Source organism: Bacillus cereus group sp. MG9, assembly GCF_040459995.1.
Classification (GTDB): Bacteria; Bacillota; Bacilli; order Bacillales; family Bacillaceae_G; genus Bacillus_A; species Bacillus_A mycoides.
In genome coordinates, this window is sequence record NZ_JARVHC010000002.1 from 286,165 (window position 1) to 306,565 (window position 20,401).

The window sequence follows — 20,401 nt, forward strand, 5'->3', positions numbered from 1 at the left end:
GTGTATATTTTCATTGATATGTTAATATGCACCTTTTCTATTATATTTGCACTTGAATAGATGCAAGTTAGAAAATGAAATTGAATTTCTATAACGTATACATAGGAAGCCATCCTTTTAAAAAGGAAGTGATTTATCATACAAATTCATGCTGTGAAAATACCAAAGAATATTGGAAATCATTTGTTTAATCAATTTAGTAACTTGATTTCAAATGAGAAGAGAGAACGAATGAAGCCTTTATTAAATTTATGTGATATTAATAGGACTTTAATAGGAGATTTGTTAATCCGATCTCTAGTCTGCCAAAAGTATAAAATTAGTAATGAAGAAATTAGATTTATATATAATGAGTATGGAAAACCTTTTGTTGAAAACTTTTCTGACTTTCATTTTAATATTTCACATTCAGGAGAATGGGTGGTTTGTGGCACTGCTAATTCTAATGTAGGGATTGATATAGAGAAAGTTTCAGAAATAGAGGCTCTTAAATTAGCAAATGAGTTTTTTTCAGATGAAGAATTTTATGATATATCTAGTATGAATTTTGATGAACAAATTAATTATTTTTATGATATATGGACATTAAAAGAAAGCTATATAAAAACGATTGGAAAAGGGCTTTATATCCCGTTAAATTCATTTTCTATAAAAAAAGAGTCACGAACTTTAATCTCATATAAGAATATACCTAAAGACTTTTACTTTAGACAATATAGCATTGAGCCGAATTATAAGATATCTGCTTGTGCAACAAGGGAAGAATTTCCGCAGGATATAATAATTAAAGATATTTATACAATTTGCCAAAATATAAACAAATTTTAAAGTAAGGAGAAAATCAATGCAGAAGACTAAACTTTTTTGCTTTCCACATGCTGGGGGATCTGCGTTTAGTTACGCAAAATGGAAAAATTACTTTAATCCATATATTGAAGTAGTCCCAATAGAGTTAGCTGGTAGAGGATATAGAATTGAAGAAAGCTTGTACCAAAGTATGGAAGAGGCCGTAAATGATGTCTACACTAGTATAGTTAAGCAGATAGAGCATTCGCCCTATATTCTATATGGGCATAGCATGGGAAGTTTGATTGCCTATGAAGTAGCCAGAAAAATACAAGATTCTAAAAACGTATTGCCTGAATTTCTTGTTTTGTCCGGTAGAAACCACCCAAATAGTAAAATGAAAAATATCCGACATAATCTTTCTAACGAACAATTTAAAAGAGAAGTTATTGCAATGGGAGGTACACCGTCCGGGGTACTTCAATCAGAAGAATTAATGGGAATTTTCCTCCCAATTCTAAGAGCAGATTTTAAAATTGTTGAGACATATATTCATGACAATAATATGCAAGCATGTGATATTGATTTTCTTATATTTAATGGGGAAAATGATGAATTTACTACATATAATCAAGTAATAAAATGGGAGCAATACACAAGTAAAACGTGTACTTTTCACTCTTTTAAAGGTAATCATTTCTTTCTAAATGAAAATATTGAAGAAATAGCAAATAGAATTATAAGAAAGTTAGATTCTAAAAGATTTTCAACTAGTTTTTAGAGTTTTTCTAAGTACAATCATGGCTGAGAAACCAAAAATTAAAGGTGAAAAATACAGGTACTGCTGGAATATCATTGAATGGAGTCATAGAAGCCTCAACGAAATGTTCAAAGGTAGGTAATGATGGAATTCTAAGCAAAATATATGAATTAACTTTAGTTTATTTAGGCTTTACCTGTAGGTGAAGTTTTCTTATCTCATTTTATTTTATCACCAGAAAAATGATCTTCTAAATTAAATTCAAGCATTTTTGAATTTAAACATGTCGTGCTTTCTCATATTGACAGTAATCGACTTACGTGGCTGGAAGAAAGAATTGCTAATTATTTGGGTAATACACCATTATGCTTGATACAAGGTACATAACAGTTAGGGAACCTGTATGTAAAGCTACTGTATATGTGAAGTGAAAAGGCCGGCTCTTATACTTATGAGTCGGCCTTTTTGTTTTATGGATATCAAATTAGAGAGCAACATTTCAAAGGGTATCTTGTGATATAACTAAGTAGAATTTTAAACAAGGGGATGATGAGATGAATAAATTGAAGGGGAAAGTTGCATTAGTAACAGGTGCTAGTAGGGGAATAGGGCGAAGCATTGCCTTACATTTGGCTCAAGCTGGTGCGTTAGTCGTAGTTCACTATAGTAAAAGAAAAGAAGAAGCAGAAAGAGTAGTGCTTGAACTACCCCCACTTTCACTTCGTTTAGAAGTGGGGGATTCCTAAGTAAAGAGTTCTATTGAACTCTAATTTATTAGGCTATCTCCGCAGTCCTTGCGGTTAGAAGCCTTATCGCTTCATTCTTTAGATTGATACTTGCGTTAATATCCCTATCATGGTGTGTAAGGCAAGAAGGGCAGTCCCATTTACGTAGGTTGAGATTTTTAACGTCTTTGTTTTGATATCCACAACAAGAACATAATTGGCTTGAAGCAAATGTTTTCGATACGACAATGATTTGTTTACCGTACCATTCCGCTTTATATTCCAACATGGTTCGAAACTGTGACCATGATACCTCACTAATTGCTTTTGCTAACTTATGATTCTTTAACATATTAGATACTTGCAAATCTTCTATACCGATAACATCGTGGTTTTTGATGATTTCAGTTGAGATTTTGTCCAAGTAATCTTTTCTGGCATTTGCCATGTATTCATGAATTCTAGCTACCTTTACTCGTTGTTTATTCCAGCGAGAAGATCCTTTCATTCTTCTAGAAAGAACACGCTGTGCTTTTACCAACTTCTCTTCTAACGATCGAAAAAACTTCGGATTTTTATAGGTTGTTCCATCTGACAAAATGGCGAAATCTTTTAGTCCCACATCCATTCCAATGTAAGAATTTGTTTTCGGAAGTTCTTGCACTTCTGTTTCAACTAACAATGACACAAAGTATCTGCCAGAAGAGTTCCGTCTAACCGTAGCATTTAAAATACGTCCCTTTACTTCACGACTTTTGGCAAATCGAACAAGACCTAGTTTTGGCAATTTCATTTTGTTTCCTACAACGGCAATGTTTTCATTTGTTTGTTTTGTGGTGTAAGATTGTACGTTGTTTTTCTTAGATTTGAAACGCGGGGCACTGTTTTGTTTTTTGAAAAAGCGTGTATAAGCATCCGCAAGGTTGCGAACAGACGACTGAATCGCAATACTATCCACTTCTTTTAACCAAACAAACTCTTTCTTCATGGCAGGAAGTTTGGCAGAGCATGTCCCATATGTCAAACCTTTTCCTGTTTCTTTGTATGCATGATCCCATAGAGATAGGAAATGATTGAATACAAAACGAGAACAGCCAATCGTTTTATTGATTAGGGTCGCTTGTGCTTTATTTGGATAGATACGAAATTTATATGCTTTATTGATTATCATTCGTTTCACCCCCATTTCGATATGTGCCTATTATACAACAAACGTACATTCGATAGGTAGTGGAGTAACAGTTTATGTATGTCGAACAATTAAGATGGCTTCCTGCCATCCCTTGTCCGAAGCCAATTCATCTCCCACCTACTCACTTCGCGTTCCTTGAGGAAGGAGTCTTCTTGGCTAAAATGATAAAATTAAACAAGATGGCGGTTCTGCATTTGCAATCAGTGCAGACTTAAGTACTTTTAACGGTATAAATTACTTGTATTCAATGTTGGATCAATCTCTTCAAAAACATATAGGTAATACTACATTTGATATACTTGTAAACAACGCTGGAATTGGGCAGATTTTAACGTTAGAGGAATCTACAGAGGAGTCTTTTGATGAGGTTATGAATATTAATGTGAAGGCTCCATTTTTCATTATTCAAAAGGCTTTGCCACGTTTAAAAGATGGAGGACGGATTATCAATATTTCGTCATTTGTTACACGGATAGCCTCCCCAAGTGTTTTTGCCTACAGTATATCTAAGGGGGCAATTAATACACTCACTTATACTTTAGCCCGTGGTATTACAGTAAATGCAATTCTCCCAGGCATAATTAATACAGAAATGAATACTGAGACATTGGGGAATCAAGATGGACAAAAATATGATGCAGGTTTATCGACCTTTAATAGGTGGGGAGAACCTAATGATATAGCTGATATTGTAGGTTTTCTTTCATCATCAGACAGTCGTTGGATAACTGGTGAGTTAATCGATGCAAGTGGTGGACCTTGCTTATAATACTAGAGGAAAAGCCGACTTAAATTGAGTTGGATTTTGCAAATCTATTATTTATTTGTTAAACCAGTGAAATACGCACCACTTATTAGCTCTTACAATAGCCAACTTGAAATGGGTCCAAAGGTGGTAAGTCAATTAGAGTAGAGAACTAATTATGCTGTAGTAGGATTAATGGTAAGTATAAATGATAAAAAGCAATGAATATGCACAATTTCATATATAAATAGGTACTTTTTGTTAACTCTTTTAAAGGGAAGGAAATGTATGAAATTAGTATGATAGAATCAATTTGTATTAAATCGAAAGGGGCTGAGTGTATGTTAAAAAGAATGATTCTAGGGGTTTCATCATTAGTAGTGGGAGCAACAGTTGGTTTAGCGACAGATGTATCCGCAGCACCTGCCCCACCATTAAAATCATTAAATGTAGTAAAAGTTGAATCTTAATTAGGCGGAGTTGAATTTATTGGTCCTAATAATCTAAGTACAGTTAAAGATCATGGAGGAAGCTATTTATACATTTATACAAATGAAATGGGATATGGTAAAAATCCGATTGCTCAAATGAGTGGTAAAAAACTAAAAAAAGTAGATTCTAAGATGATTGATATTAATGGTGATAGAACAGTTGATGGATGGGAATATAAATGGGATGCTTCGGGACAGCAAAATGGACAATTTAAATATCAAAACACATCTACAAATGCACCTTGGAATACATTATCTACGTCATTAAATATTAAATAAGCTAACAGAAGAATCTAATGTTAATTTTTTGGTCGGTTGCAATAAATGTAATGTTTAGGTAACTAAAGGAGTCTACGTTTTTTAGTGGGCTCTTTTAATCTAATGATAAGATACTGGCAAATTGATAAGCTATTTTATCCAATTGTCACATTCGAAATTTACATAATGTTATTTCGGTAAACAAATTTATGTTTAATAGTGTGAGTAATTAAACATAAATCTATCAAAAAATCAATAAAGTTATTAAATGAGTCTTTCAGCATAATTATCTAAGACTACATATTTATGAATTTTTATAATATTTTTAGTATATATCTAGTCCTAAATCATACCATTTTATAACAAAATACTATAATTTGATTAGTAATAGTAGTGAAAAAAACATTAAACATAACTAGGTAATATAGCTAATGTTATTTTTTCACATAATTTGTTTAATAGTATGCATATCGTTATTATTCAATGTAACTAAAATAATTTAAAAGGAGATAGGAAGTTATGTTTAAAGTAAAAACAAATGGAAGAATAAAAAAGATTGTTATGATTTCTGCGGCTTGTACCATGATGTCAATGTATGGAGCACCAATTTCTAGTACAGAGGCAGCAATCCGATCGCATGCTCCATCAGTTTATGTAACACCACAAAATACTGCTGCTTCAGATATTATTAGCATAGACTGGTCACCAATCCAAACGGCACCTTATACATATTGGGCTGTACATAACTGGAATCAGGGAGGAGAGGGTGGCGGTTATGCTGGCTTCCAACAACAAAGCGGTTTTGATCAAACCGGTAAACGTACCCTTCACTTTGCACTTTGGGATCCAATAGCATCAAACCAAGCAATAAAAGCTGAATATTTATCGCCGACTTCAGAAGCCAGTAGATTTGGTGGAGAAGGAACAGGTTTGAAGGTACAAACAACTTATAATTGGAAAGATAGTGAATGGTATCGAATGACACTACGTTCTTGGCAAGAAGATGGTCATACAAAGTTTGGCCAGTGGATAAAAGATAATAAATTAAATCAATGGAAGTTAGTTGCTATTATGGATCATCCAGTTGCGAATGTTCCATTTAACTATGGTTTATCGATGTTTCAAGAGGACTGGGCCGGTAATGGACAAGATGTAAGAGAAGCACGCCTTAAAAATGGCTATAGCAGAAAAGTTTCAGATAAACAATGGAATTCTTGGAATAATCAGCGTATCTCTGGGCAACATGATACCTCTTATCAATACGATGGAGGAGCAACTTCAGAATATCTATGGGTTAAGGCGGGAGGAAATACTCAATCAACTATTGGTACTGGAAAGACTTTTAATATAAATCAGCCTAGTCAACCAGAAATGGGAAATTTGGATTTTGATATTCAAAATATTCGTTTTGAAAATGAAAAATTAAATGTGTCTTGGAAATTGAAAGAACAAAGTACTCCCCAGTTTAAAGGGAAAATTGAAATCTATGACAATGAAAAGTTAACGGGACAAGCTTTGAAAGTAATCGACAATATTAAGTCCTATCAAACTGAGGTAAGTCAAACTATGCAATTGCCTCAAACAGCTTATGCTAAAATTACATTAACAGATATATTTGATCGAACTGTAGAGAAAAAAGTAGCAATTACAAATGGAAATTCTGATATTTTAGTAGGGAATCAATTTGCATGGTCCCTAAAAGGAATTAGTGATTTCGAGTTTGCTAAAATCAATTTCAATAAGTCAAAAGAAGAAATGCAAATTGACTTAAAAGCAGGCGTACCGCATCATTATTTTAATGAAACATATGCGAGTATTAAAGTACAAAATGCATCAGGAAAAGTAGTATACAATAAAGATATTTATGGAAACAAACAACACAATGCTGAATCGCAAAAAATTCCAGTCAAAGTAGGAGATTATATTGAGTTGACACACTTAGAGGGTGTGCATAGAGCTACTTTCAAAAATGTAGACAACAGTAAACAAGAGAGCTTTGGAAAAAAAGCCATGTACGAAATTACAAAAGAAGGTCTGAAGAAAGTAGAAAAAATGCCAGAGACAACAATTTTAGACGGAAAACAATTTGCATGGTCATTAAAAGGATATAGTGATCGAGAAATTGCAAAAGTAGATTATAATAAAACAGCAGAAGAGCTGAAAATAAAATTAGAAGCTGGCATACCGCATTCGTACTTTAATAGTACATATGCAAGTATTAAAGTCCAGAACTCATCCGGTAGCGTTATGTACAATAAGGAAATCGTGGGAAATAGACAACAAAATGCTGAAACCAAAACAGTACCTATAAAAGTGGGAGATTATATAGAATTTACTCATATAGAAGGGGAAGCAGCAAAGGAAAAAATGCGAGCGACTTTAACTAACCTTGAGAATGGAAAACAGGAATATATAGGTAAGAAAAGAATATATCAGGTTACATCTACAGGATTAATAAGACAATAAATGTATTAAAAAGTTGGGGGAATCCTCAACTTTTTTTATTGAAATAAAAGGTTCTGGTGCAAAAACTTCAAGGTAATTACAAGTAATCTCTAAAACTTGGACATACTGATACTATTACTCTAAAAAGGTGTGTGATCGGTATGGAAAAGAAAAATTGGTTCAAATGGAAGCACTATCAGCCTGATATTATTTTATTAACGGTAAGATGGTACCTACGGTACAACCTAAGTTTTCGTGATTTGGTGGAAATGATGGAGGAACGGGGTTTATCCATTTCTCATACAACGATTATGCGTTGGGTTCATCAGTATGGTCCTGAATTGGACAAACGGATCCGACGTTACCTCAAACAAATAAATGACTCTTGGAGAGTCGATGAAACATATATCAAAGTAAAAGGTCAATGGATGTACCTGTATCGTGCTGTTGATTCGAAAGGAAACACAATCGATTTTTTCCTAAGCAAAACAAGAGATCATAAGGCTGCAAGGCGCTTTTTCAAGAAAGCTTTGCGGTCTTTTCATGTTTCAAAGCCACGTGTGATAACAGTCGATAAGAATCCAGCTTATCCGATAGCAATTGAACAGTTAAAAAAAGAAAAAAGCATACCTAGCGGTATGCGACTTAGACAACAAAAGTACTTGAATAACATAGTAGAACAAGGTCATCGCTTTATAAAGAAGCGAATCCGTTCTATGCTAGGTCTTAAATCTTTTGACACAGCTACATCCATTCTTTCTGGAGTTGAAGCCATGCATATGATTAAAAAAGAACAGATTGCTTTATGGAACCAGTCTGTCCAAAATCAAAAAGAATTCATCCATCAATTGTTTGGACTTGCAATATAAGATACGATTCCGTTAGGAATATATGTGCTTTATTCTCTTTTGTTTTATTTTTGCACCAGAACCATAACGAGGGGCTTATATTATCAGTCCCTATTGATTCGTTACCAAAAATAGAAAAAGATGAAACTATCTTATTTGCAAATAAAGAATATAAGGATTTAAAAAAATAACATATGATGAGAAAAAAATGAGCACTCAATACGAAGGGGATGTATGGCTATCTCCATATCGTGGTGAATCCAATGTTATCTTATTAATTGTAGATGATACTTTATTTAAAGAAATAAATGGGAAAGAAAAAACAAGACAATTTCTATCTTTTAATAAATCTTTTGGGAATCTTAATTTAGTCAATAAGGGGAAAGCACCAGAATTAACAAAGGAAATAGATAAAGTAAATACGCTTTTGAGCAATGAGGAATAGAGAGCTTTCGATTTTGTTAATATTACTGAAAAGTAAACAAATATGTCTATATGGAATAGAACCCCCCATCACCATTAAGTTAAGAAAAACAAATAACCCTAAACGAAAAATCTCACTTCTTATCTGAAAAAAGATGAAAAGTGAGATTTTTTGCTTAGCGTGGTAATGTTCCAAAATGCTGATGGTACCCCACATCCATCAACTTAAGGTATCTTTTTATACAAAATGTGGTTTTTTCACGTAGTCTTTTATTATCTTTTATAGATAGCATAAAAGTAGGCACATCAAATAAACCCTGACGGGTTTCAAATTTTTCGCTATGCTACCTGATGGGCAGAAGTGGTATACTCATACACAACACCTAAAATATCAAAGACTGTTTTTTTCTCATATCTGTGAGATTTTCGTCCGTTTCGCTGTAGGAGGTTAAACAGACGAAGGAGAATCTTTGATAATTCTTGGGTGTTTTTATGTAGTGCTTGATGAAAAAGTAAGAAATAATCTTTAATTATGTACATCGCTTTATATTCACTTAGTTCTTTCTGCTTCTTACGTAACAGGAGTTCTCTCATTTTAAACATAGTAGAAGAACATAATAGGATACTAATGAGTTGTCCATAAAGGTGACATTCTAATCGCTCTTGTTTAATAGATTTACAACGATGAATTCGAAACCAAGATTTCCATATTTTAAATAACAGCTGTCGGGTAAAGAACTGGCGCGGTATCAGTTATGACCCGTTTCCAGCCCCTCCCCATAAGAACTGCTCGTGAGGTTTTCCCTCAAGCAGCTCACCCCATAAACTTCATCAAAAGGGTTATGAGACCTATCAAATGGCAGGCACTTTCATCGGTATCCCTCTGCACTTTTGAGAGAATGGACTTTCCAGTCCCAGTAGAGCCCCAGTACACCATAGAGATATTCATTACTCCATCTCTGCCATCCGATGCTACGCTTTCGTCGCCGTTTCCTTCTCGTCAGCAGTGTACGGATTTTCATCTCCGTATAGTCACGCACTTCGCTAAATGCTCCGCTGGAATTTCCAACCCGAAAGTAGTTCACCCATCCTCTTAGTACGGCATTGATTTGTTTTACTAAATCTTGTGCTGGTTTAGCTCCTGCGTTTTGAATGAGTTCGCGGATTCTTGCTTTCACTGCCGTACGGGCTTTCTTCTTTGGGATCATGCATATGAAGTATCGGGTCTTATTTCGGTTCAGTACTCGCCTGAAATCAAATCCGAGAAATGCAAAAGACTCTCCCTGTAAGACATCGACCATCCGTGTTTTCTCAAGATTCAGTTCAACCCCCAAAGGCTCCAATTGTTCCTGCAGTCGTCGCAGTGCCAGTTCAGCCCACCCCCGTTTACTGGAGTGCCCACTTACGGTGATAACCATATCATCGGCAAATCGGTGATAGTTCACAGCTTCATAGTTGCCATTCGTCGTTTTACGCCGAATGGCATCAAATGTCCAATCTACCTCATTCAAGTAGATGTTTGCCGCGAGTGGTGAGAACGGCCCCCCTTGCGGGACTCCAATCTTTCCTGCGGCTTTTACCACCTGTTTTACTAGGTGCATAACTTGGTGGTCTTGGACACGATTTGCGATTTTCCTCAGTAGGATGTTATGCCGGATTGTATCAAAGTAACGTGACAAATCAACATCAATGACTGTGGTCATACGACGCAGCACACTACGTCGTACTTCTGCCAGCGCTTGATGCGGGGAGCGTTTTGGTCGGAATCCGTAGGAATTTGGGCAGAAATCAGCCTCAAAGATAGCTTCCAATATGAGTTTTAGCGCTCCTTGGACCACACGGTCCCGTATACACGGGATTTGCAGTGTCCGCATTTTGCCGTTTGCTTTTGGGATTTCTACTTTACGATTAGCTTGTGGTTGATATGTTCCAGCCTGCAGTTCTGCTTGGATGTTCTTTAAAAACGGTATAACTCCCTCTAGTTCTATATCAGCGAAACTTTGACCGTCGATACCTGGGGCACCGCCGTTTTTCCTCGCATGCTGATATGCTTCATGGAGGGTTATTAGTTTGGTAATGTGGGAAAATAGTCCCCAAAACCGATGCGTAGGTTCAGACTTCGCCTTTTGATAGATTCGTCGCCTTAGTTCCTGCAAAGTAATAGGTGTTTTTGTCATGGCACCCTTGCCTCCTTTGGTCGTACGAAATATTTACAGGTTCGGACCCTTCCCTCCCCGCGCGTTTTGCTGCACGCAGATCTCTGGTACTACGATCCGTTCCGTCACCCTGACACCTACCATTCTCACTTCCCGATCGCGGTTATAGAGACGGTCTCCTCGATGAGGTTTCTTCATCGGGTGTCGAGGGCTTCTCCAGTTTCCACATTATCTTTCTCTCCATGTCGCCGCTGATACCCCGCCGGTGAGAACTGCCGTTCCAGACTCGTTTCGGTCAGTTCTTGCTGCTTTCGCACGTTATCGACCGTCTCAGCCACCGGAATTGCGTGTAACGAGGCTACGTCTACGTTCACTGTACGTTACAACCTGGAGATTTGCCCACATGCCTTTTGCATGTGATGTCAGAGGGCTTCGCCATGTCGTTTTCACTTCATGGCGCCTCTCAGGCTACGGGAGTGGAGTCTATTCTCCCGATTGGACTTTCACCAACTAGATAATGTGTCCTTATCTGGACACGCCAATTTGCCAACGTAGTGAATATAAATCATAGATTTTCTCTTTCGGTACCCATTCCGTAGGAATGTTTGTCATATATACCGTAATTCCTTGTAAAAGTTTCGTACGCTCTGTATATGTAATCCCTTTTTTCTTTTCACGAATAGCTCGATCATGTAGACGTTTCTGTTTTTGCTCCTCTGTACATCTATAAACCACAATGCGAGTGGGTAGTTTGTCTTTGCTCCCTACATATACATCATGTAATTCATACACTTGGCCAGGTTGTAATTGGTTCATGATGTCTTCCAAATGAATTTGTATATACACCGGTCTCAATTGAGCAGGTTTTGTTTTAAATACCACTGTTTCGAATTCTTTTCTATATATTTTAGTTGGCAATTTAAGACGTGATAAATAATACCCTTCCTTATCTTGGATCGATTTAAAGTCTTGTAAACGAAAGTACCCTAAGTCACGAATATACAGTTCATTCTTTTGTGTCATGTCCATTCGAGTCGCCCCATATGCCTGATCACTTCGTTTTCCTGGTTCAATTTTCACATCAGAAAACTCTCCACTCAACAAGTCATACTCTAATTGAATTTTTACACCAGCTGTATGACTACAGCCTCCGGCACCAGGATAAGTAGCTGCGAATCGATCTGGAACTTGAAAGGTTGTAGAATCAAGGATGCGAATCCGCTCAAAGTAAGCAGAAAGAGAATGAGAAATTGTAGATGACCCTCCAATTTTAGCTTGTAGAAGTGTAGTAAATACATTTCGAAAGAAGGCTACAGAAGCCGAGTTAAATCGTCGATTAAGTCCCTCAGGACTTAATAAAATTCCTGTTGAAGTTTCTAATTGACTACAAAGTTGAGTAAGAGAGGTTGTAGCGATTTGTTGATTTAACCATACACACAAAGATAAAAAATGGTGCCCATGGCACTTACGTTTTCGTTTCATTCCGCCTGCTTCTATAGCTAATTGATTCAGTGTAGCGGGAGACATATAGCGATATAACTCTTCGGCAAATAAAGACAGCTCTTGTTTTTGATGCATATTCATAAAAAGCACGTCACCCTTTCTCATTAACATAAGAGAATAGTAACGTGCTTTTAAGTTTAAGAATAGTCTAAATCCTTAAGTTGATGGATGTGTGGCGGTACCCCTATGATAAGTTGGGTTACCCTTCGAAAAATAATTTTAATAATATGATTAATGTTGCTGCGGATAAAAACATTATTAGTGAATATCAAAAAAAAATTATTAATAAAGCAAGAGAATTGAGAAATCGAGTTCACTGTAATAAGTTTGATTTGGATTATGTATCTAGAACAGATGCAATGGATATGAAATCCCTTTTAGATAGATTAATAAAGGATTTCAGTTTATAAATTAGTGTTTGTCCCTGCACAATGCGCGGGGATTTTTTCATAGAAAAAGACACTCTAATGAGTGTCTAACTAATCATTGTTTTAATTTGAAGTTTTTTGTTGTTGATACGGTACCGATGTGATAGTTATTAGCGTATTCAACTGCAACACTAAATTCTTTACTTTTATCATCTGTTACATAACCAGATATAAAAATTGATTGAAGGTCTTTTGGTGCGAATTTATGTTTAGTAATAGTTACATCTACTTTTTCCTCTTCTTTGAAATATTTAATAGTTTCTTCTTTTGCTTTATTTATTATTTGTTCCTCTTCGTTATTTTCCACATTACAACCTCCTAAAATAGTAAATATAAAAGTAAAAAATAAAAATATAGCAATTCTCTTTTTATTTTTTTTCATATATACCCTCCAGTCATGGTATTTTTATTATTAGAATATCCTAAAAATCACAGGAGGGGAAGAATTTGCAACAAAATGATAAAGTATTAGATACTACATATTATCAATTAGCTCGTTATGCATACCAAGATGATGAAGATTTAAAAGATGAAGTTTATGTTAAAGATAACGGTAAGAAAGATATCCAAACGTGGGAAGTAGGAGAAAAATCCCATGACAAACAAACTGGAATGGATGCAGTAGTCTTTGAAAGAGTAGTAGATGGAAAAACACAGGTGATGGTATCTTTCCGGGGGACAGAAGGGGATAAAATTATTGAAAAGGATTCTTTAAAACCTGGAGAAGGAATGAAGGATGCTTTAACTGATGGAAAGTTTTTTATTAAGAGGGATGGCGTTCATGATCCGGCACCAGCCCCAAAGGCAGGAGAAAGGGGAGAAAATCCAAGAAGATATTGGAACGAAGAGAATGGGCAGTGGGAATATCATAATCAATTCGAACAAGCTGACAGAGTCATGAAACAAGTAATGGATAAATATAAGGAGAAGGATGATGTAGAAATATATACGACAGGCCATTCGTTAGGGGGAGCTTTAGCGGAATATGCAGCGGCATCTAATGACAGTGTAAGATGTATGTCATGGAATGCCCCAAGTGCAAAACATTTACTATCACCTGACCTACAAGAAAAAGCAAATAACGGTGAGTTTAATAATAGAATTGTAAGTGTTGTTCATGGAAATGATTCGATTGGGTATGGGCCATTTGGCGCATATGACAGTCATATAGGATCTACATACGCAGTAACACCACCAATTTCGAAAGAAGAAATGTCAAAGCTATCATTACAGGGAAAGTTAGGGATGGATGTTACACGATTTTTGAATTCGATAAGTGGCCCTGGTTATCATTATCAAACAGATCAGAACTTCCGTTTTGGAGGGAATGGGTCTTTATCAAATGAATACTTGTTAAATGTAGACACGAATGAAAGAGTTTATGATTCACCGGGGGCATTATTAGGCGGGGGAGAAATTCGTGTAGTTGTAGAGAATCTGGAAAAGGCCGTAAGAGATATGAAGCGAAACGCACAAGAATTTCAAGATAGAGTACCCAGATTAATTTCAAATATGATGACATTATTAGAAACAGCTGAAAGTAGACGGGTAGAAGCTAAAGTAAATAATATACGTGCCCATGTAGAACATTTAAGTTTTTGGTATATACGTACAGCAACGGAAATCTCTGATTTTATTGAGAAGAAAGCTGATGATTATAAAAAGACAGATGAAAATTATTAAGGGGATAGTATTATGCCACGAATTTATATAAATGAAGAAGCTTTGAATCAAGCATTACAGCAATTTGAGAATATGATTCAAGATTTAAATCATAACAAAAGTGTAGTAAGTAATGTTCATAATTTACTTCTATCAAGTTGGTCGCAACTTGGAGTGGGAAAGAAGGCAATTGATGATTTAGAAACCTTCAGGAAAGATATTGGTACAAAGATGGAAGAATTAAAGTCCGACAAACACGAATTAAAAAGTGCGATTGACTTATTTAAGGCATTAGATCAAAGTTATGATTATATGGGACCTAAATATTAAAAAACACTCGCTAGGAGTGTTTTTTTGTATTCAAATCTATATTTTATTGAAATTTTCTTTTTATGTAATTGGCTATATTAGGGGTAGTGACGGCAAATAGACGTAATAAAACCTAGTTATAAGTTCAATAGATTTTGTTTGGAAATAAAAGTAAGGCTATGACTCGAAATTACATGTATCTGGGCCTTACCCATTGCTATCAAGCTAAAGAATAAAAATCCCCCCATAAAGAAAATTCTATTCATTTTTCTTTATTTAGCTAGCCGGTAGTTTAGTTTAATAAGTCCAAATGATAAGATAGAAGAAATAATGATAAATATAGGGGCGATTCAAAATGGATAACTGGAGAAATAACACGATTTGGTTTGAACAAATACCAGATAATCTTCAGGCTTGCTTAAACTTAAAAGAAGATAAATTTAATGAGATGCAGCTTGAAAACATTGAGTATTTAACTTTTTGGTATCATAAAAAGAATAAGCTTGGCAACTTTGTGGGTATGCCAGAAAATCTCCTCTATTTAGAATTAAACTGGTCCAATATACACGATTTCCTTGGGATAGAAAAAATGAATAAATTAAAGCGTTTAGAATTACATTATTGTACTAAATTACAAAATGATTTTGGTTTGTCTGGATTAGCCGATACGCTAGAATATTTACATATTAATCAATCAAAGAAATTTGTACCAAATGAAGAATTATTCTCTCTGAAGAATCTTCGGGTTCTGTGCCTTAATTCTTGCGGCAATCTTGAGAATTTGAATTTTTTAAATCATTTTCCTAATCTAATTGACTTTAGATTCGTTGATACTAATGTGTTAGATGGTGACTTATCACCAATTTTAGAACATCCAACAATCCGAAGTGTAGGCTTTCTGAATAAGAGACATTACAATATTAAAGATGATAAGATGGATGCTTTTTTAAAGGATAAAAATGGTGGAGGAGAATTTAAAACCGTTATCAATTATGGAGAATATGAGACTTTTAGATATATTTATTAACTCAATTGTTCTTAAACTAACGGAGTGCTAATGTTAAATAAGTAGCATTTTTCACTTCCGCTAACGAAGATTATGTAAATATATAAAGGTAACAGAAATAATTATTAAACGGATATATGAGGCACCGCTACAACGCTATAAAGCTAAGGTTTTGCACTATCCATAAAGTAAAAAAAGCGTTATCATTTCTGTAGAATTATAGGAAAGGATGGCGTTTTTGTATGTCTATTTCTATATCTGATGAATTACAACTATTTGCTCAAGAGATTCAAAGTTTTTTATCTCCAAATACCTTACGGGATCTTGCTAGAGATGTTGGTTTTGTACAACGAACCAGTAAGTACCAAGCAAAAGATTTAGTAGCTTTATGTGTATGGGTGAGCCAAAATGTAGCTATGACTTCTTTAACTCAGTTATCTAGCTGTTTAGAAGCATCAACAGAAGTACTCATCAGTCCTGAGGGACTGAATCAACGATTTAATAAGGCGGCCGTCCAACTTTTACAACACCTACTAGCCGAACTACTAAGCAAAAAATTGGTCGCATCTATGCCGATTTCTTCTCCATACACTTCTGTTTTCAAGCGTATTCGTATTTTAGATTCAACTGCATTTCAACTCCCGGATGTATTTTCATCGGTTTATCCAGGTGCAGGAGGATGCAGCCATACAGCTGGGATAAAAATTCAACTTGAGTATGATTTGTTAAGTGGACAGTTTCTACATATTCATACAGGTCCAGGTAAACAACATGATCGCACTTACGGCTCTCTGTGTGCCCCAACTGTGACGACGAATGATTTATGTATCCGAGATTTAGGTTATTTTCATTTAAAAGACCTTCAATATATACAAGATAAAGAGGCCTACTATATCTCTCGTATCAAGTCGAATACACGTATTTATCAAAAAAATCCTAACCCTGATTATTTTCAAGATGGAAGAATTAAGAAAGGTACAGAGTATATACAGATAGATATGGAGACGTTAATGAACTCCCTTCAACCAGGACAAACATGTGAAATAGCTGGTGCTTATGTAGGAATGATTGATAAAGTGCCAGCTCGTGTAATTGTTCATCGATTAACAAAACAACAGCAACAAAAAAGATTACAAGATCAAGCTGTAAGAGAAAAAAAGAAAGGAATGAAGTATTCTCCTCGTAGTAAACGACTCAGTGGTATCAATGTATATATGACAAACACCTCTACAGATATTGTCCCGATGGGACAGGTACATGACTGGTATTCTTTGCGTTGGCAAATCGAAATTTTATTTAAAACGTGGAAGTCATTCTTTCAAATCCATCATTGTAAAAAGATAAAACCAGAACGATTGGAGTGCCATTTATATGGTCAATTGATTGCCATTCTACTCTGTTCTTCTATCATGTTTCAAATGCGCCAATTGCTCCTCATGAAGAAAAAACGAGAGCTTAGTGAGTATAAAGCCATATATATGATTAAAGACTATTTTCTTCTTCTATTCCAAACTATACAAAACATACTAAGATTAGTAGTGCAGACCAAGGCATTGGTTCGCACTACTATTTTTTATATAGTAGAAGTGAAGAGAAGGTCGTGGGTGTTTTGGGATCCTGAATCCGTATACAAAACTGACCTTCTTCACTTACCTTATTTGAATCAGTTTTTAGTATGTTGGTCTTCGAGATCGTGTATAAGAAATGAGAATCGATAAGTGTAAGTTGAAGACTTCAATTCCACCTGAGGAGGAGCTATATGAAACACGTTATTGCATTTGATGTCAGTATGGGTAAAAGTTATATGGTAATTTATAATGTACAAAAACAATGTGTATTCGAAAGTAAAATCAAGCATACTAAGCCTGATTTTAAAAAGCTACAAGAAAAGATACATAAGCTTACAGATGAAACCGGAGAATCACCTGAAATTGTGTTCGAATCAACAGGAATCTATTCCAGACAGCTAGAACGATTTATGCAAAATAACCAGTATACATATTGTTTATTAAACCCACTAGAAGCCAAAATACAATGTGATTCCTTGCGGATTCATAAGACAGACCGAAGCGACGCACACCGATTAGCTCTCACTCATTTTACAGTTACCCGAAGGGTATCTACCGGAACTGATAATTTATTCTATCAGTTAAAATCTCTTTCTAGATTATATAGTGAACTGGATGGTGAATTATCAATAATTCGCGGCCGTATGCATAAAGTAATCCAATTAACATTTCCAGAATTGGAAAGAATATTTACTAGTAGATCTGATTTGTTTTTAAATTTTGTTCAACTATTTCCCCACCCAGATTGTGTTTTAGGTCTTTCTAAAACCATTATAAAAAATCGTATTCGTGCCAACACCAATAAAAAAATATCAAATATTACGGCGGAGAAAAAAGCGATTCAGATACTTGAAATAGCGGAAATTTGCTATCCTGCTGTTTCTCAGAACGATGTTCTGTGTGACCAGCTCAAATTATACGCAAGGCGCTATCAAGAGCTTCTTCACCAAAAAGAAAGCTGTATTAGCAAGATGGTGTATGTAGCTGAGCAACGTGAAGAATACGATGTCATTCGCAGTCTTCCTGGGATTGGACCGAATACTGCAGTACGCTTGATGGCTGAAATAGGAGATATTACTCGTTTTAACAATAACAAGCAACTCAATGCATTTGCTGGTATTGATATACGCCGTTTTCAATCAGGTAAAACCTTTTTTAAAGATAAAATCAATAAACGTGGAAATAAACATTTGCGGAAGCTCCTTTTCCTCATCATCCAGAACATGATTAAACAACGACGTTACGGACAAAATCATATTGTTGAGTATTACGATAAATTAAAAACGCAACCTTATAACAAGTGTCATAAAGTTGCGTCCATTGCATGTGTAAATAAATTATTGAAGCTTCTCTTCTATCTCATTACACATAATATGCACTATGATTATCGGTTAACCGCCTGAAACCATAGTTTCATCCAGCATACCATATCTTCCCCCTAGTAAAAAATGGACACATATTAGGGGTATTTGATTTGTATTCTAATTGGCTTAAAATCTCTAGCATTTAATCAATTATAACTCTAAAAAACAGTTGACTAATCGTAAGAAAAAACACCCAAGAGCTATCAAAGGTGTTACTTCGCCTGTTCAATCTCCTACAGCAAAACGGGCGGAAATCTCATCGATATGAGAAAAAAACGGTCTTTGATATATTAGGTGTTGTTTACAATTGTACCATGTCTGATAATCAAGCCGCTTAATTCAAAAAAGTGAAACCCGTTAGGGTTTATTTCGTATGCAAATCTTTCAATCACCTACACTTGCCCTTTAGAAAAAAGAAACAATCTCGCCTAAAATTGACTTTGCATAAGCTTAGCTTGATAGCGATGTGGCGGTACCCCTAATTTAATTTAATAAAGATGTAGACTGATTGCTAAAGTTCATTTCTTAAAGAGAGTTTTTATTAAAATAAAGTATTAGACTGAATAATTGCTATTTCACAATTACGACCGATAATGAAATATACGGCATAAATTCAGTTCCTACTAGAAGGACTAATATTCATCATAAGCATTCACAAACATTAAAATTCATCACATGATATAGAGATAGGTGTTCTAAACGAAACCTATTCGAAGCGCTAAGTTTTTTAGAGATAATAGCGAATTATTGCTATGATTAAATTTATAATATATTTTAGGGAGGAACTCAATTTGAAGAAAACATTAATTGTTGGAGCATTATGCTTATCACTCGCTTCTGTAGCTGCATGTGGTAATAACAATGAGGGATCATCGACTGAAGCGAACAAAAATGAGATTGTTATACACATACCTAAAGAAAAGTCTAGAAACCTAGAACGATTTGAAACATTTTCTCAAAATGTAAAAGATAAGAAAAATGACGAAATAAAAATTAAAAATTATTTATATGACGATGAAGCAAAAGTACCAGCGCTAAACACTGTAACTTATAAAGACGAAAAATTCACTTTTACTCATAAATACAATTCTAACTACAGCAAAGATGTATGTAATAAGCTGGTTACTCCTCAAGAAACACATGGTCTGGTATATATGCTAAGAGATTGCTCCCAGTCAGAAGATGGTATTATACTTCATAACACAGCGAAGGATGGTGAAGGAGTAAACTCCATAGAAAATAAATCTGTTGAATTTATTGAAGTGGAGGGGGATAAGACCTACATATTCGTAAAGCAATTTGATGTTGGAGCATTCGTAAGCGCTATTGAAACTACAAACTTTGATACACCTTCACATGCATCTAGTACACAAAAGCCAAATTTCAAAGTAAATGTTCACTTTTTAAGTGGAACAACTCAAACATACTATTTGTGGATTGACAAAGAGAAATCACAAGGAATAATTGCGGATTCAGAACAAACAAACCAAGGACATGAAATCGATAAAATATTTGTAGATAACATCATAAAAGCGTTAAATTAAAACGACATATTTTAATGCACCTCGTTAAGATGCACTTTTTAGATGATTACATAAACCCCATTACTACGTTAAAAATTGACCGCCATCACAGGCGGTTATCTTATACTCTGCTATCCTTCCAACTCCGCCAGTCATCTCGTCCAACACATTCTCCTTCAGGTACAGAAAGCATATTTTCAGTCTACAAC

14 protein-coding genes and 7 pseudogenes are annotated in these 20,401 nt (G+C 35.1%); 16 read left to right on the forward strand and 5 right to left on the reverse strand.

The window, feature by feature from the left end; translation table 11 throughout:
• Window positions 1–153 precede the first annotated feature (153 nt).
• From QCI77_RS29125 to QCI77_RS29135, 3 genes and pseudogenes are all read left to right on the forward strand, one after another.
• Window positions 154–828 (forward strand): 4'-phosphopantetheinyl transferase family protein, encoded by a 675-nt coding sequence (locus QCI77_RS29125; RefSeq protein ID WP_483298998.1) that lies wholly within the window; start codon window positions 154–156, stop codon window positions 826–828.
• A 16-nt stretch (window positions 829–844) separates the two neighbouring features.
• Window positions 845–1,567, forward strand: coding sequence for a thioesterase II family protein (locus QCI77_RS29130; protein WP_002035038.1), 723 nt, complete (start codon window positions 845–847; stop codon window positions 1,565–1,567).
• Window positions 1,568–2,100: 533 nt separating this feature from the next.
• Window positions 2,101–2,244: pseudogene (locus QCI77_RS29135) on the forward strand (SDR family NAD(P)-dependent oxidoreductase); the annotation flags it as partial.
• Window positions 2,245–2,320: 76 nt separating this feature from the next.
• Here QCI77_RS29135 and tnpB read toward each other — a convergent pair.
• Window positions 2,321–3,442, reverse strand: a complete 1,122-nt coding sequence (tnpB, locus tag QCI77_RS29140; RefSeq protein ID WP_353825964.1) for an IS200/IS605 family element RNA-guided endonuclease TnpB — start codon at window positions 3,440–3,442, stop codon at window positions 2,321–2,323.
• Window positions 3,443–3,626: 184 nt separating this feature from the next.
• Between tnpB and QCI77_RS29145 the strand changes: the two are divergent.
• The 5 genes and pseudogenes from QCI77_RS29145 to QCI77_RS29165 all read left to right on the forward strand — a co-directional run.
• Window positions 3,627–4,232, forward strand: a pseudogene (locus QCI77_RS29145) (SDR family oxidoreductase); the annotation flags it as partial.
• 260 nt (window positions 4,233–4,492) lie between these two features.
• Window positions 4,493–4,978, forward strand: a pseudogene (locus QCI77_RS29150) (DUF4879 domain-containing protein).
• A gap of 498 nt (window positions 4,979–5,476) precedes the next feature.
• Window positions 5,477–7,423, forward strand: coding sequence for a DUF3472 domain-containing protein (locus tag QCI77_RS29155; protein WP_483298999.1), 1,947 nt, complete (start codon window positions 5,477–5,479; stop codon window positions 7,421–7,423).
• A 140-nt stretch (window positions 7,424–7,563) separates the two neighbouring features.
• A complete protein-coding gene (locus QCI77_RS29160) occupies window positions 7,564–8,271 on the forward strand; it encodes an IS6 family transposase (protein WP_353825965.1) in 708 nt (235 codons plus the stop codon).
• 65 nt (window positions 8,272–8,336) lie between these two features.
• Window positions 8,337–8,695 (forward strand): annotated as a pseudogene (locus QCI77_RS29165) (lipoprotein BA_5634 family protein); the annotation flags it as partial.
• A 317-nt stretch (window positions 8,696–9,012) separates the two neighbouring features.
• On the opposite strand, the pseudogene QCI77_RS29170 reads toward QCI77_RS29165, so the two are convergent.
• The 3 genes and pseudogenes from QCI77_RS29170 to QCI77_RS29180 form a co-directional block, all read right to left on the reverse strand.
• Window positions 9,013–9,399, reverse strand: a pseudogene (locus QCI77_RS29170) (IS4 family transposase); the annotation flags it as partial.
• Between the two features lie 143 nt (window positions 9,400–9,542).
• Window positions 9,543–10,850, reverse strand: coding sequence for a group II intron reverse transcriptase/maturase (ltrA, locus tag QCI77_RS29175; protein WP_113736055.1), 1,308 nt, complete (start codon window positions 10,848–10,850; stop codon window positions 9,543–9,545).
• 519 nt (window positions 10,851–11,369) lie between these two features.
• Window positions 11,370–12,413 (reverse strand): annotated as a pseudogene (locus QCI77_RS29180) (IS4-like element ISBce2 family transposase); the annotation flags it as partial.
• Window positions 12,414–12,559: 146 nt separating this feature from the next.
• On the opposite strand from QCI77_RS29180, the gene QCI77_RS29185 reads away from it, so the two are divergent.
• Complete coding sequence (locus QCI77_RS29185; RefSeq protein WP_353825966.1) at window positions 12,560–12,742, forward strand: hypothetical protein; 183 nt, start codon at window positions 12,560–12,562, stop codon at window positions 12,740–12,742.
• Window positions 12,743–12,815: 73 nt separating this feature from the next.
• Here the strand turns inward: QCI77_RS29185 and QCI77_RS29190 are convergent, their stop codons facing one another.
• Window positions 12,816–13,142 carry a DUF1433 domain-containing protein gene (locus tag QCI77_RS29190; RefSeq protein ID WP_341024622.1) on the reverse strand — a complete coding sequence of 109 codons (327 nt, stop codon included), beginning with the start codon at window positions 13,140–13,142 and terminating at the stop codon, window positions 12,816–12,818.
• Window positions 13,143–13,207: 65 nt separating this feature from the next.
• Here QCI77_RS29190 and QCI77_RS29195 point away from each other — a divergent pair, with 65 nt between their 5' ends.
• The 7 genes and pseudogenes from QCI77_RS29195 to QCI77_RS29225 all read left to right on the forward strand — a co-directional run bounded on the left by QCI77_RS29195 (window position 13,208) and on the right by QCI77_RS29225 (window position 20,213).
• A complete protein-coding gene (locus QCI77_RS29195; RefSeq protein ID WP_353825967.1) occupies window positions 13,208–14,443 on the forward strand; it encodes a lipase family protein in 1,236 nt (411 codons plus the stop codon).
• Window positions 14,444–14,455: 12 nt separating this feature from the next.
• Window positions 14,456–14,752 (forward strand): hypothetical protein, encoded by a 297-nt coding sequence (locus tag QCI77_RS29200; protein ID WP_353825968.1) that lies wholly within the window; start codon window positions 14,456–14,458, stop codon window positions 14,750–14,752.
• 334 nt (window positions 14,753–15,086) lie between these two features.
• Window positions 15,087–15,758, forward strand: coding sequence for a hypothetical protein (locus tag QCI77_RS29205; protein ID WP_088031805.1), 672 nt, complete (start codon window positions 15,087–15,089; stop codon window positions 15,756–15,758).
• Between the two features lie 221 nt (window positions 15,759–15,979).
• A complete protein-coding gene (locus tag QCI77_RS29210; protein ID WP_353825969.1) occupies window positions 15,980–17,455 on the forward strand; it encodes an IS4 family transposase in 1,476 nt (491 codons plus the stop codon).
• A gap of 41 nt (window positions 17,456–17,496) precedes the next feature.
• Complete coding sequence (locus tag QCI77_RS29215; RefSeq protein ID WP_353825970.1) at window positions 17,497–18,708, forward strand: IS110 family RNA-guided transposase; 1,212 nt, start codon at window positions 17,497–17,499, stop codon at window positions 18,706–18,708.
• Window positions 18,709–18,848: 140 nt separating this feature from the next.
• Window positions 18,849–19,007 (forward strand): annotated as a pseudogene (locus tag QCI77_RS29220) (IS4 family transposase); the annotation flags it as partial.
• Between the two features lie 453 nt (window positions 19,008–19,460).
• Complete coding sequence (locus tag QCI77_RS29225) at window positions 19,461–20,213, forward strand: DUF4362 domain-containing protein (protein WP_353825971.1); 753 nt, start codon at window positions 19,461–19,463, stop codon at window positions 20,211–20,213.
• Window positions 20,214–20,401: the final 188 nt, after the last annotated feature.

What these genes read in the sequence shown, in the direction of transcription:
- ltrA (WP_113736055.1), bottom strand. Translation starts at nt 10,850, where the DNA reads ATGACAAAAACACCTATTACTTTGCAGGAACTAAGGCGACGAATCTAT.
- QCI77_RS29190 (WP_341024622.1), bottom strand. Translation starts at nt 13,142, where the DNA reads ATGAAAAAAAATAAAAAGAGAATTGCTATATTTTTATTTTTTACTTTT.
- QCI77_RS29200 (WP_353825968.1), top strand. Translation starts at nt 14,456, where the DNA reads ATGCCACGAATTTATATAAATGAAGAAGCTTTGAATCAAGCATTACAG.
- QCI77_RS29205 (WP_088031805.1), top strand. Translation starts at nt 15,087, where the DNA reads ATGGATAACTGGAGAAATAACACGATTTGGTTTGAACAAATACCAGAT.
- QCI77_RS29185 (WP_353825966.1), top strand. Translation starts at nt 12,560, where the DNA reads ATGATTAATGTTGCTGCGGATAAAAACATTATTAGTGAATATCAAAAA.
- QCI77_RS29215 (WP_353825970.1), top strand. Translation starts at nt 17,497, where the DNA reads ATGAAACACGTTATTGCATTTGATGTCAGTATGGGTAAAAGTTATATG.
- QCI77_RS29160 (WP_353825965.1), top strand. Translation starts at nt 7,564, where the DNA reads ATGGAAAAGAAAAATTGGTTCAAATGGAAGCACTATCAGCCTGATATT.
- tnpB (WP_353825964.1), bottom strand. Translation starts at nt 3,442, where the DNA reads ATGATAATCAATAAAGCATATAAATTTCGTATCTATCCAAATAAAGCA.
- QCI77_RS29130 (WP_002035038.1), top strand. Translation starts at nt 845, where the DNA reads ATGCAGAAGACTAAACTTTTTTGCTTTCCACATGCTGGGGGATCTGCG.
- QCI77_RS29155 (WP_483298999.1), top strand. Translation starts at nt 5,477, where the DNA reads ATGTTTAAAGTAAAAACAAATGGAAGAATAAAAAAGATTGTTATGATT.
- QCI77_RS29210 (WP_353825969.1), top strand. Translation starts at nt 15,980, where the DNA reads ATGTCTATTTCTATATCTGATGAATTACAACTATTTGCTCAAGAGATT.